A 13,360-nucleotide genomic window follows, 5' to 3' on the forward strand; every position below is an offset into this window, starting at 1 on the left:
GTAACCACTCACCCTCCCATCGCTACGCGATGGGCCCCTCCCTCTCTCTAAGAGAGAGGGTTTTCGCGCTCGACCTCCGCAAAGGACGCAGCGGCCAACAAAACCACCCGCCCATCCAGCCTCCCCTCCCACAAAACTAACGCCCGCCCCAGGAATAAGCGGAACCCGGGGCGTGGCGGCGGCGGCTCGGGTCGTGTATCGGGGGGATCGACCATGACCGCCGACCTCGCCCCGCCGCGCCATCCAGAACTCCGTGACCAGACCATCGTGCTGGTCGGATTGATGGGCGTGGGCAAGTCCAGCGTCGGCCGCCGCCTGGCCCAGACCCTCGACCTGCCGTTCCGCGACGCCGACAACGAGGTCGAGCGCGCCGCCGGCCGCGGCATTCCCGAGATCTTCGCCGAGATGGGCGAGGCCGCCTTCCGCGACGGCGAGCGGCGGGTGATCGCCCGCCTGCTGGAGGATCCGCCGCACGTGCTGGCCACCGGCGGCGGGGCCTTCGTCAACGCCGAGACCCGCGCCCTGATCAAGGACAAGGCCATCGCCGTCTGGCTCAAAGCGGATCTCGAGCTGCTGGCCCGCCGCGTCGGCCGCAAGGACGGCCGGCCGCTGCTGAAGAACCGCGACCCGATGGACGTCCTGCGCGAACAGGCGACCACCCGCTATCCCGCCTATGCCGAGGCCCACCTGACCGTCGAGACCGGCGACACGCCCCACATGGTGGCCGTCGAGGCCGTCATCGCCGCGCTGCAGGGCCGCCTTGCCGCCGCGTCCGCTTCCGAAAGAGTACAGCCGTGATCCGCACCGTTCCCGTGGGCCTGGGCGATCGCGCCTACGACGTCGTCATCGGCACGGGCCTGATCGACAAGGCCGGCGAATACGTCCTGCCGTTCCTTGGGAAGCGCAAGCGGTGCGCCGTGGTCACCGACGCCAATGTCGGCGAGCACCATGTCGAGCGGCTGTCGGTGTCGCTGGAGAAGGCCGGCGCCGCGGTCGACGTCATCGTCCTGCCGCCGGGCGAGGAGACCAAGAGCTTCGAGGGCCTGGCCCACCTGTCGGACCAGCTGCTGGCCCTGGCGCTGGAACGCGGCGACATGATCGTGGCCTTCGGCGGCGGCGTGATCGGCGACCTCGCCGGTTTCGCGGCGGCGATCTACAAGCGCGGCGTCGATTTCATCCAGATCCCGACCACCCTCCTGGCCCAGGTCGACAGCTCGGTCGGCGGCAAGACCGCCATCGACACGCCGCGCGGCAAGAACCTGATCGGCGCCTTCCACCAGCCACGCCTCGTCCTGGCCGACCTCGACGTCCTGGCCACCCTGCCCGCCCGCGAGCTGGCCTGCGGCTATGCCGAGGTGGTCAAGTACGGCCTGCTGGGCGACTTCCCGTTCTTCGAGTGGCTGGAGAAGCATGTCCACGCCGTGCTCGAGCGCGACACCGAGGCCCTGGTCCGGGCCGTCGGCCGCAGCGTCGAGATGAAGGCCGAGATCGTCGAGGAAGACGAGAAGGAGGCCGGTCGCCGCGCCCTGCTGAACCTCGGCCACACCTTCGGTCACGCCATCGAGGCTGAGATGGGCTTCGGCGACGCGCTCAAGCACGGCGAAGCCGTCGGCGTCGGCATGGCCCAGGCCTTCCGCTTCTCGGCCTCGCAAGGCCTGTGCTCGGCCCAGGACGCCGTCCGCGCCGAGGCCGCCATCAAGGCCGCCGGCCTGCCGACCAGGCTGTCGGACGTGCGCCCGGAACCTTTCAACGCCGACGCCCTGATCGCCCACATGGGCCAGGACAAGAAGGCCGAGGGCGGCGCCCTGACCTTCGTGCTGGTCCGCGCCATCGGCGATGCCTTCGTCGCCAAGGGCGTCGATCCGGCCCCGCTGCGCGCCTTCCTGCTGGCCGAGGGCGCGGCCGGCTGACCGACTGGTCCGGTTTCGTCCACAGCCGCCGCTCCGGCGCCCCTTGGCGCCGCATCCGCACAATGGTCAAGCTTTCTACCGACGAACCGGAACCGGTGCGTTTCCGGCGCGTTGACGACGACGCGCCGCCTTGTCGGCGTGGGGTCTAGGGGGAGCCCAGGGGTGACCGTTTTGGAGGCTGACGCACGCGCCGCGACCGAGGAGATCTTCGATCTCCGCCGGCGCTTGGCCGAGGCCCAGCAGGCCCATGCCGAGGAAGTGCGTCGCAACCAGGCCTTCAGCCGGATCGCGGCGGCCATCGGCGCGCACCAGAGCCTGAGCGAGACTGTCCAGGCGGTGATCGACGGCGGCGTCGAGCTGATCGGCGCCCAGTTCGGGGCCTTCTTCTACAACGTCATCGATCGCACCGGCGAAAGCTACATGCTGTACGGCCTGGCGGGCGCGCCGGACGAGGCCTTCGCCAACTTCCCCATGCCGCGCAAGACGGCGATCTTCGCCCCCACCTTCGAGGGCACGGGCGTGGTGCGTTCGGACGACGTCCTGGCCGATCCCCGCTACGGCAAGAACGCGCCCAACCAGGGCATGCCCGAGGGCCACCTGCCGGTGCGCAGCTATCTGGCCGCCCCGGTCAAGACCGCCGACGGCCTGGTGCTGGGCGGCCTGTTCTTCGGCCACCGCGAGCCGGCCCGCTTCGACTCCCGCGCCGAGACGGTGATCGTGGGCCTGGCCGCCCAGGCCGCCGTCGCCATCGAGCGCAGCCGCGCGAGCGAGGCCGGCGACCGCGAACTCACCGAACGACGACGCGCCGAGGAGCGCCTGAAGTTCGCGCTCGATTCGGGCCGGCTGGGCTCATGGGAGCTCGACGTCGAGACCCGCGCCTACGACGCCTCCGACATCTGCAGGTCGAACTACGGCCGCGGCCCCGACCAGGACTTCGGCTTCGACGACCTGGTGGCCACCATCCACGCCAGCGACCGCGACCGCATGCTGGCCGCCATGGACGAGGCCATCCGCACCGGCGGCGAATACGACATCGAATACCGCGTGGTGATCCCCAGCGGCGAAACGCGCTGGGTGCACGCCCGCGGCCGCGCCGCCGTGCGCGACGAACCCCTGATCGGCGGCGGCGTGCGGCGCATGGCCGGCGTGTCTCTGGACGTCACCGAGCGCAAGCGCGCCGAGGAGCGCCAGCGCCTGCTGCTCAACGAGCTGAACCACCGCGTCAAGAACACCCTGGTCACCGTCCAGTCGATGGCCGCCCAGACCCTGCGGGCCGCCAGCGACCTCCCCGCCTTCCGCGAAGCCTTCGAGGCCCGGCTGATCGCCCTGTCCCAGACCCACAACCTGTTGACCGAGCAGAACTGGGAAAGCGCCAGCCTGCGCGAGATCGTCGACGCCGAGCTGGAAGCCTTCGGCGGCCGCGAACGGCTGGACTTCGACTACACCCGCGACCTGCGGCTCAATCCCAAGGCCACCGTGGCCGTCGGCATGGCCGTGCACGAGCTGGCCACCAACGCCGCCAAGTACGGCGCCCTGTCGACGCCGGGCGGCCGCGTGGCGGTGAGCTGGTCGACCGAGCCGGCCTCGCCCGGGACCTCCGCCCGCCTGCGCCTGCGCTGGACCGAAAGCGGCGGCCCGCCCGTCCCGCCGCCGACCCGTCGCGGGTTCGGCGCCCGCCTTCTCGAGAAGGGCCTCGCCGGCGAGTTGTCCGGCGAGGTCCGTCTCGCCTATGATCAATCTGGCCTGGTCTGCGCGATGACGCTGCCCTTGGCCGCCCTGGAGCCGTGAAACAGATGAAGACCCTCGCCGCCCTGAAGGTTCTGGTGGTCGAAGACGAGGCCCTCGTCTCGATGCTGGTCGAGGACATGCTCGGCGATCTCGGCTGCGAGGTCGTCGGTCCCGCCGCCGAGATCGAGGAGGCCTTGCGCCTGGCCGGCTCGGCCGAGATCGACGCGGCCCTGCTCGACGTCAATCTGGGCGGCCGCCCGATCTTCCCGGTCGCCGACGCCCTGAAGGCGCGCGGCGTGCCGTTCGCCTTCGCCAGCGGCTACGGCGAGGCGGGCCTGACCGAGCCGCACAAGGGCTCGGCGGTGCTGCAGAAGCCGTTCCGCGAGGCCGACCTGCGCCGCGTGCTGGAAGGCCTGGCCGCCCAGGCGGTCTGAGCCCCGCTCAACGCCAGCGGGTTCGGCCGAGTCGAGATCGGCCCGGAACGCGCGCGAAAAATAATTCCAAAATTCGCTTAACAATTGGCGATGCGCACCCCAGCCATCGCGGCGCAAGCGTGGTCAAAAGATGACTATGCCCCGCCACTTCCCAGCAGGGGAGTGCGCGCGTCCTTCTGCGCGCCAGCCTGACAGCCCCCGCGCGGCCTCCCGAATCCCCTGCCCGAAAGGCCGATTTCCCAAAAATCGGCGTTATGCAATCTGTGGAACGTCGTACGATATGTTCCCCAAGCCAGAATTGCCGTCGCCGCCAATTATGACCACGGGCGACCACACTTGTGGCGCCCGTGACCAAAGTGTGGCGATATTGTAACGGAGCACACCGAAACCGGGCAAAAAGTTGCAAAGCCGGTTGCCGGTTGCGACGCGCTTGCTAGGGTCGATCATTGCGGATTGGTAACCTCCGCTTGCACGGCCATCGCTTGGGACAGCACGGCCGGCGCCATGTTCAAGAGCAGCTGGGGATTTGCTCCATATGATAGACAAGAAGGTTTTGCTCGGCTCGTCGATGATCGCCGGCCTCGTGGCCGCGACCATGGCGATGACGCCGGCGGTCGCGTCGGCGCAATCGACCGAAACGACGAAGGAAGAAGCGAAGAAGGCTGATCCGACGGAAGTCGACAGCATCGTCGTCACCGGTTCGCGCATCCGTCGCGACGAGTTCAGCTCGGCTTCGCCGGTGCAGATCATCACCCGTTCGGAATCGGTTCTGGCCGGTACGGCCTCGACCGCCGAAATCCTGCAGGGCGGCACGGTCACCTCGGGCGCCGCCCAGGTCGACAACGCCTTCCTCGGCTTCGTCACCGAAGGCGGCCCGGGCGCCAACACCCTCAGCCTGCGCGGCCTCGGCGCCGTGCGCACCCTGGTGCTGCTGAACGGCCGCCGCCTGGCTCCGGCCGGCACCCGCGGCCAGGTCGGCCAGGCCGACCTGAACACCCTGCCCTCGGCCATGGTCGAGCGCATCGAAATCCTGAAGGACGGCGCTTCGTCGGTCTACGGTTCGGACGCCGTCGCCGGCGTCGTGAACATCATCACCCGCAACGACATCGACGGCGTGACCTTCGAGGGCTTCACCGACCAGACGTTCGACGGCGGCGGCGCCCAGTACCGCGTCTCGGCCGTGGCCGGTAAAACTTTCGACCGCGGCAACATCTCGGTCTCGTTCGAGCACCTGCGCGGCGAGCGGATCAAGATCAAGGACCGCGAATGGGCCGCCTGCGGCCGCGGCTACCTGATCGATCCGACCGACGGCTTCGTCTACGACGACAAGACGCCGACCGGCGAACTCCGTTGTAACGGCATCAACTACGGCGGCGGCATCGCGCACGACTACATCGGCGCCTGGCGCTCGAGCACTGGTTCGCGCACGACCCTGACCTCGGAGCCCGGCTTCGTCGGCAGCTACACCGGCACCGGCACCTCGACCGCCCTCAGCTACAACGGCTGGCGCAACGTCGCCTCGACCGACTCGCGTCCGCTGGCCAACCCGCTGCAGAACGAAGAAGACCTGTTCTCGCCGGTGCGGAACTACACCTTCTACGGCAACGGCAACTATGACCTGGGCATCCTGGGCAACGCCGAAGCCTACGGCGAAATCCTCTACACCCGCCGCGAATCGAGCCAGGTCGGCAGCCGCCAGCTGTCGCTGGATCCGTTCGGCAGCGAGCGTCTGGGCTACTACTACAACGCCCCGACCTACGGCGCGAACAACCCGCTGTTCCCGACCACCCTGGCGGCCGCCGGCTTCCAGTTCATCAACCCCTTCATCTTCTGGGGTAACGACAAGTCCTCGCAGGAAGTCGACTACTACCGCGCCTCGGCCGGTATCCGCGGCGACCTGGGCTTCGGCAACTGGCGCTACGACGCCAACCTGATGTTCGCCAAGTCGGACGCCAGCTACACCTTCCAGAGCTTCATCACCGACCGCATCCGTCAGTCGCTGAACCTGGTCATCGCCCCGACCGGCACCCCCGCCGCCCTGACCATCACCGCTCCGGCGGGCACGGTCGGCGCCGGCGGCGTCTACACCTGCGCCAGCAACGTCGGCAACGCCAACCCGCAGTGCGTCCCGGCCAACCTGCTGACCGAGAACGCCCTGAACGGCACGGACATCCCGCAAGCCCTGCGCTCGTGGCTGTTCAAGGACGTCACCGGCAACACCAGCTACGAGCAGACCACGTTCCAGTTCGCCATCGACGGCGACCTGTTCACCCTGCCGGCCGGCAAGGTGGGCGCGGCCTTCGGCGTCGAGCTGCGTCACGACGAGCTGAACGACACCCCGCCGGTCGAAAGCCAGACCCGCTCGCTCTACAACCTGACCTCGGCCACCCCGACCCGGGGCAAGGACGACATCTGGGAAGTGTTCGGCGAAATCAACGTTCCGCTGCTGGCCAACCAACCGTTCGCCAAGCAACTGGACGCCTCGCTGTCGGCCCGTCACACCAACTACGACTCCTACGGTTCGAGCGACACCTACAAGGTGGGCCTGACCTGGACGCCGGTTGACTGGCTGAAGCTGCGCGGCACCACGGGCACCTCGTTCCGCGCCCCGGGCATCTTCGAACGCACCCTGGGCGGCCAGTCGGGCTTCTACGGCACGACCAGCGACCCCTGCTACCAGTACCAGAACCTGGCCGCGGCCTCGATCCGTCGCCAGAACTGCGCCGCCGAACTGACCGCCCTGCTGGGCGCCAGCGCCGCGGCCACCTGGCTGCCGACCGGCGGTCCGCAGGTCTACAGCTCGGGTAACCCGGACCTGGAAGCCGAAAAGTCGAAGGCCAAGACCCTCGGCTTCGTCATCCAGCCGGACGGCCTGAACCTGTCGTTCGCGGTCGATTACTTCGAGATCAAGATCCGCGATCAGGTCGCCAACTTCGGCACCGCGATCCTCAGCGGCTGCTACAACGATCCGGACTTCCGTCCGGGCGGCGGCCTCTGCGACTTCGTGGCCGCTCGTAACAGCACCACCGGCAACCTGACCTACTTCGTCGACAACTACGTCAACATCGCCAGCCAGGGTGTCGAAGGCTTCGACTTCACCATCCGCTACACGCGCGACATCCTTGACGGTCGTTTCGTCTCGACCCTGCGCGCGACGAACATGAAGAGCCAGACCTACCGCCTGAACGAAACCGACGCGGCCGACGAATACGCCGGCTTCCCCGGCTATCCGAAGTGGGTCGGCGACTTCGACATGCGCTACGAGTGGAAGGACTGGATCTTCCGTTGGGGCGTCGACTACGTGTCGGCCACCGACGCGGCCCGTCTGAACGGCATCGACCCCAGCGTCGATCCGTACCACACCAAGGTCGAAGCTTACTTCGAACACAGCGCTTCGGTGCAGTTCAAGGGCAAGAACGACTGGGAAGCCACCGTCGGCGTCAACAACATCTTCGGCGAAGAGCCGCCGATCATCTCCTACGGCCTGAGCGTTCCGCGCGTCGGCAGCAGCCAGCTCTACAGCGGCTACGACAACCGCGGCCGTTCGATGTTCGTGAACCTCGTGAAGTCGTTCTAAGCTTCGGCTGAAGACGACTGGAGAAGGGGCGGTCCGCAAGGACCGCCCCTTTTTCTTTGGCTGCTTCATCGCCTGGGGCCGCCAGAGGCTTTCGCCGCTCCTCTCGCCCATCCGGTCTCCCGGGACGAGGCCGCCACAAGAACAAATAGGGAACAATTGCGACCGAGTCTGACGTCCCCGCTCGCTAGATTGATCACGTCAGCCGAGGCGGCGATCACGGCCGGACCCAATTTCGGGGTCCATGCCGCCACCTTGGAAACCCTTAAAAGATTTGGAGATTTTCAATGGCCAACTACACCTTCGTCGATGACCACAAGCTGCCCGGTGACCTGGACGACACCCAGAGCTTCAAACGCGCCTTCGACGCCTCCAACGACGTTCGCATGCTGGCGCGGGTCTATACCGTCAGCGCGCCCGTGGTCATCGCGCCACTGCCGACCCAGAACCCCAAGCGCGGCCTGTCGCTGAAGGGCTGCGGGATCGGCGTCACCACCATCCGCTCCACCAACGCCTCGGCTCCGGTGATCCTGATCCCCGCCGCCACCGACTACGTGACGCTGATGGACTTCACCGCCGATCACGTCGGCACCACGCCCCAGCCGGGCGGCGACGGGATCAAGCTGGAGGTCGCGGCCAACTACAGCTGGGACAACGGCGTGGTCACCAACGTGCGCTGCAACTTCAACCACATCGGCTGGAACCTGGGCATGACGGCCTACACGCTGTTCGTGAACTGCGGCGCGGTCAGCAACGTCTCGCACGGCTTCAGCTTCAAGGCCGACAGCGCCTATTCCACCAACCCGCTGCAGTACTACCTGACCAAGTGCAACGCCGCGCTCAACGGCGGCGACGGCTATCGCTACGCCACCCAGGGCACGGCGCCCGCCACGCCGGTCGGGGCGCTGGAGACCTGCGTCACCTACAAGAACGGCGGCCACGGCGTGGCGGCCTACGGCCTGCAGACCAACCCCATCGCCAGCATCCGCATCGACGGCGGCTTCTATGGCGAGGACCTGGGCCACGGAATCTATCTCGACACCTGGGGCAGCCTGCACCTGGTGCGGCCCGGCTTCATCGAGCTGGCCCAGGAATGCGGCATCTACCTCTCCGACCACAATCGCCAGGTCCAGGTCGGCCCGACCATCGTCACCAACAATGGTCTCGACGGCATGCTGGCCAACTGTCCGGACGTGACGGTCACCGGCGGCCAGTTCATCGCCAACGGTCGGCGCAAGGTGACCGGCCGCTCCAACGGCCTCTACTTCTTCCAGAACGGCACGGGCGTGGTCACCGGCGTGCGGGCCCGCGAATGGGGCTCGCAACAGGACTGGGGCGTGGTCACGAACGCCGAGGTCCTGCTGGTCGGCAACGACCTGCGAAACAACCTGCTGGGCGCCCAGACCGGGGCGACCAATCCGGCCTCGACCGGCAACCGGGTCTGACAGCTCCCGGGACGGCCGCCCCTTCGGGGGCGGCCGCATCGGCCTCGGCGCGCACGAAAAAGGCGCCGCACCCGAAGGCGCGGCGCCCATTCGCCGACGAAACGGCCTGGACCTTTTACAGCCCCGAACCGCCGCAGCCGGTCTTGAAGTAGTCGTCGATGATCTTCAGCTGCTGGCCGAACAGCTCGCGCGTCCAGGCCGGGCCGTGGGCGTAGTCGACGAACTCGTGGTACTCGACGTCCTTGCCGGCGGCCTTGGCCTTCTTGACGAACCATTCCGACTGCTCGATCGGCACGGTCCGGTCGCGGACGCCGTGATAGACCATGATCGGGATCGAGATCTTGTCGGCGTAGTCCAGCGGGCTGACGCCCTTCACGGTCGGCGCCTGGGCGTCGCGGTAGAAGGGGTTGGTGTAGAACCGCGCCCAGATGCGGTTGATGTCCGACACCCCGGCCCCGGCGATGGCGCACTTGTAGATGCCGTTCGGGCGCACGGCCGCGTCCATGGCCGCGTAGCCGCCGTAGGAGAAGCCGAACATGGCGATGTGGCCGGGCTTGGCGACCTTGGTGTCGATCAGCCACTTGGCGCCGTCGTCCTTGTCGTCCTGCATCTTGCCGCCCCACTCGCGGTCACCGGCCGTCCAGAGCTTCTTGCCCCAGCCGTCGGCGGTGGCGCGGTACTGCGGCTGCAGCACGGCGTAGCCGCGCGAGGCCAGCATCTGCGGCCACATCGACCAGTCCCATTCCAGGTGGTCGCGAGCCCACGGGCCGCCGTGCGGCAGGATCACCGTCGGCCACGGGCCTTCGCCGTAAAGCGCCTTGGACGGCGTCGTCAGGAAGGCCGGAATGTCGAGGCCGTCGCGGGCCTTGTAATAGACCAGGGTGCTGGAGCCGAGCGCGGCCGGATCAAGGTCCGGATGCGGCTTGGACAGGAGCGACAGCTCCTTCTTGTTCTTCAGCAGGTAGTAGGCGCCCGGATCATTGGGCCCGCCCACCCAGGCGACCACCGTGTTGAGGTCGTTGGAATAGGAGATCAGCTGGCTGTAGCGGGCCACCGGATAGGTCGTGTTGGCCTTGGCCCCGGTCGCCGGGTCGACGAAGGTGATCGGCGTGGCCTTGACCTCCAGCGCCTGGTCCAGCGCCGACTTCAGGCCAGCGATGCGGTCCGACTGCAGCACCTGGTCGGAACGCGGCCCTTCGTAGCGGAAGCCGATCAGCTCGCCGAAGTGCTCGTCCTTGATCGGCCAGGTCGACACGCCGGCGGCGTCGAAGAACTTGTGCTCGAAAGCCAGGGCGCCCAGCTTGCGGGCGGCGATGTCGTATTCGTAGATCGCCGCCTTGTCCCGCCCGCGGTTGGACAGGATGTAGGCGATGTTGGGATCCTTCGAGAAGCCGACGAACGAGAAGATCTCGCGATCCTTGGCGTAGCTCTTGGCGATCTCTTCCCAATCGCCCTTGGCGTTGCGGATCTCGGTCGAGACGAAGGCGCCGGTCGCGTCGGTGCCGCCCCGGCTGCGGGCCCGCAGATTGCCTTCCAGGTCGGTGATGTAGCCGGCCGTCTTGGCGTCGGCGCGCTGGATCCGCTCCGAGCGGCCGCTGCGCACGTTCACCCGATAGACGTCGCCCGAGTTCACGCCCGAATTGTTGACCACGATGATGTGGTCCGGGTCGTTGGGCAGGATGTCCAGCACGTCGGGTTGCGACAGCGCCTGCTCCAGCTCCTCGTCCTCGCTCTTGGCGCGGGGCCGGGCCAGCGGTTCGCGCCAGGTCTTGCCCTCGAGATCGGTCAGCATGAGCATGCCGACGAACGACTTGGTCGTGGTCAGTTGCTTGAGGTCGTAGGGCTGCCACATGGAGACGGCCAGGATGTCGTTCTTCACGAACTCGACCGCCTGGATCTTCATGTTCTTGGCGCCGATCACGGCCGGCTTCTTGCCCAGGTTGGCGGTTTCCCACACCAGGATGACCCGGTCCTCGCCACGCGCCTCGAGCCCGGCCATGTGCTTGCCGTCCGGCGAGACCGTGAAGCTGGCCATCCGCGGGAAGGCCGCCAGTTGTTCGATGGTCGGGACCTTGGGCTGCGCCATGGCCGCTCCGCCCGCGGTCCACAGCAGGACGCCCGCGGCCACTGCCCCCAGTACTCTTTTCAAAACACGTCTCCGTAACGCTGACCCGGCCCCCGCCGGGTTGTTGCAAGGATGCAACCGCATTCGACGTGCACTTTCAATAGATTCACTCGCGTTACGCGCTGTTCGTAGGGGAAATTTCCCCCACAGCGCGCGGGCCACGCGCAAAACCGCGCTCAGCGCCCCTTCGGAGGGGCCACCGAGAACTCCAGGTCGAACAGGGTCGGCACGTCGTTGACGCGGGCCCGCTCGATGGTCAGCAGCCGGGCCTTGGTCTCGGCCCCGCCATCGGCGCTGAAGCCGCCCATCCGGCCGTCGGCGCCCAGCACCCGGTGGCAGGGCACGACGATCGGCCAGGGGTTCTCGCCCAGGGCCTTGCCCACCGCCCGCATCGCGCCCGGCTCGCCCATGGCCTTGGCCACTTGGCCGTAGGTCGAGGTCTCGCCCGGACGGATGGCGCGGGCGATCTCGTAGACCCGGCGGTTGAAGGGCTGCACGACGGTCAGGTCCAGCGACACGTCGGCCAGGTCGTCGCGTCCTCCCGCCAGCAGGTCGATGATGCGGTCGGCGACGAGGTCGATCTCCGGCGGCGGCGCGGCCTCGGCGGCGTCGGGATAGCGCTTGCGCAGCCGCGCCCAGGTCGCGCCGGGGCCGGCCTCGGGCAGTTGCACGCCGATCAGCCCGCCCGCCGCCCACGCCAGGCCGCAACGGCCGATCGCCGTCTCGAAAAGCATGAAGCCCTGTCCCATGAGCGCCAGACTAGCACCGTCGGCGCGGCTGTGGGACGGGGGCTTTCACATCATTCGTCGCGCGCCGACCGTCGCGAAAGCTCGTCGCAATAGTTGGCGAAGTGCGCGGCCAGGGCCTGCCCCGGCCCCGGATAGACGCGGGTCTGCCCGGCATATTCGACGCTGACCGTCGGGGCCTGCTCGAGCGCCGCCAGGAAGCCGGCCGGCAGGTCGCCACGCCCCTCGACGAACATCGGGCCGAAGTCCTGGTTGATCGTCCGATGCACACGCAGGGCCGTGTCGCCGACCCGCACGCGCAACTGGGCGGCATGACCGCTCGGCGCGTAGAACCGCGCCTGAATTCCGCCCGAGGTCAGGCCCGAGCAAGTCAGGACCAGGGTCTCCGAGCGCCCGTCGGCCTGCCGCGGCCCGTTCAGGGCAAGGCCGCCGGTCGCGCCGTGGCCGACGTCCCAGTAGTAATCCCGGCCATCCTGCTGGAAGCTCTTCTTCGGCGGCTTGGGCTGTGCGCCGGCCGCTCCGGCCGCCAGAGCCGCAGCACCGATCAGCGCCATCACGGTGAACCTCGAACCTCGCATGTCGCCCTCCACTGCCCGCGCTCGCCGCAGACACAACCTCTGGAGGCGCATAGCAACGCACTCGCCACGCGTAAAGGCCCCGAACCGGGGCCGGGCGGTTCCATCCGCCGCCAGCGCGCTCTAGCCTGACGGCGTCATGCTCCGGAGATCGCCCTTGCGCCGCCTCGCCCCGCTCGCCGCCGCCCTGCTCCTGACCGCCTCGCCCGCCTTCGCCCCAATCGCCTGGGCCGGCGACATCCTGGTGCACGGCGGACCGATCCACACCGGGGTCGCCGCCGCGCCCACGGCCGAGGCGGTGCTGATCCGTGATCGGACGATCGCCTTCGTCGGCCCGCTGGCCGCCGCCCGCGCCAAGGCCGCCCCCGGCGCCCGCGACATCGACCTGAAAGGCGCGGCCGCCTATCCCGGCTTCGTCGACGCCCACGCCCACCTGACCGGCATCGGCCTGCGCGAGCTGACCCTCAACCTCGACCAGGTCGACTCCGTCGAGGCCCTGGTCGCCGCCGTCCGCGCCTACGCCCAGGCTCATCCGGGCGATGCGCCGATCTACGGCCGCGGCTGGATCGAGACCCACTGGCCGGAGAAGCGCTTTCCCGCCCGCGCCGACCTCGATCGCGCCGCCCCCGGCCGCATCGTGGTGCTCGGCCGGGCCGACGGCCACGCCGTGGTCGCCTCCAGCGCCGCCCTGGCCAAGGCCGGCGTGACCCGCGACACCGCCGCCCCGGCCGGCGGCCAGATCCTCGAGGACGAGACCGGCGAGCCCACCGGCATGCTGATCGACCACGCCCAGGCCCTGGTCGAGGACGTCATCCCGCCGCCC

Annotated in this window: 10 protein-coding genes; 7 read left to right on the forward strand and 3 right to left on the reverse strand. The window is 68.5% G+C overall.

The features are described 5' to 3' along the window. The first annotated feature begins 213 nt into the window (after positions 1-213). The 6 genes from DMC18_RS16410 to DMC18_RS16435 all read left to right on the forward strand — a co-directional run bounded on the left by DMC18_RS16410 (position 214) and on the right by DMC18_RS16435 (position 9,091). Positions 214-798, forward strand: coding sequence for a shikimate kinase (locus DMC18_RS16410; RefSeq protein WP_110120685.1), 585 nt, complete (start codon positions 214-216; stop codon positions 796-798). Then, positions 795-1,910 (forward strand): 3-dehydroquinate synthase, encoded by a 1,116-nt coding sequence (gene aroB / locus DMC18_RS16415; protein WP_110120686.1) that lies wholly within the window; start codon positions 795-797, stop codon positions 1,908-1,910. The genes DMC18_RS16410 and aroB overlap by 4 nt, the downstream gene beginning before the upstream one ends. A 162-nt stretch (positions 1,911-2,072) precedes the next feature. Further along, complete coding sequence (locus DMC18_RS16420; RefSeq protein ID WP_233245293.1) at positions 2,073-3,698, forward strand: HWE histidine kinase domain-containing protein; 1,626 nt, start codon at positions 2,073-2,075, stop codon at positions 3,696-3,698. 5 nt (positions 3,699-3,703) lie between these two features. Continuing rightward, the gene (locus tag DMC18_RS16425; RefSeq protein WP_110120688.1) at positions 3,704-4,072 is read left to right on the forward strand and encodes a response regulator; all 369 of its coding nucleotides are present in this window, start codon (positions 3,704-3,706) and stop codon (positions 4,070-4,072) included. 535 nt (positions 4,073-4,607) lie between these two features. After that, on the forward strand, positions 4,608-7,649 hold the full coding sequence (locus DMC18_RS16430) for a TonB-dependent siderophore receptor (protein ID WP_110120689.1): 3,042 nt from the start codon (positions 4,608-4,610) through the stop codon (positions 7,647-7,649). A 284-nt stretch (positions 7,650-7,933) separates the two neighbouring features. Continuing rightward, positions 7,934-9,091 carry a hypothetical protein gene (locus DMC18_RS16435; RefSeq protein WP_110120690.1) on the forward strand — a complete coding sequence of 386 codons (1,158 nt, stop codon included), beginning with the start codon at positions 7,934-7,936 and terminating at the stop codon, positions 9,089-9,091. Positions 9,092-9,206: 115 nt separating this feature from the next. Here the strand turns inward: DMC18_RS16435 and DMC18_RS16440 are convergent, their stop codons facing one another. The 3 genes from DMC18_RS16440 to DMC18_RS16450 form a co-directional block, all read right to left on the reverse strand. Beyond that, a complete protein-coding gene (locus tag DMC18_RS16440) occupies positions 9,207-11,219 on the reverse strand; it encodes a S9 family peptidase (RefSeq protein ID WP_199228526.1) in 2,013 nt (670 codons plus the stop codon). Between the two features lie 173 nt (positions 11,220-11,392). Further along, positions 11,393-11,965 carry a methylated-DNA--[protein]-cysteine S-methyltransferase gene (locus DMC18_RS16445; RefSeq protein WP_110120691.1) on the reverse strand — a complete coding sequence of 191 codons (573 nt, stop codon included), beginning with the start codon at positions 11,963-11,965 and terminating at the stop codon, positions 11,393-11,395. Positions 11,966-12,015: 50 nt separating this feature from the next. Next, on the reverse strand, positions 12,016-12,540 hold the full coding sequence (locus DMC18_RS16450; protein WP_146218097.1) for a hypothetical protein: 525 nt from the start codon (positions 12,538-12,540) through the stop codon (positions 12,016-12,018). A 154-nt stretch (positions 12,541-12,694) separates the two neighbouring features. On the opposite strand from DMC18_RS16450, the gene DMC18_RS16455 reads away from it, so the two are divergent. After that, positions 12,695-13,360 (forward strand): amidohydrolase family protein (locus tag DMC18_RS16455; RefSeq protein ID WP_370444624.1); only part of this gene is annotated, 666 nt, incomplete at its 3' end.

The organism is Caulobacter sp. D5, assembly GCF_003185805.1.
GTDB lineage: Bacteria > Pseudomonadota > Alphaproteobacteria > Caulobacterales > Caulobacteraceae > Caulobacter.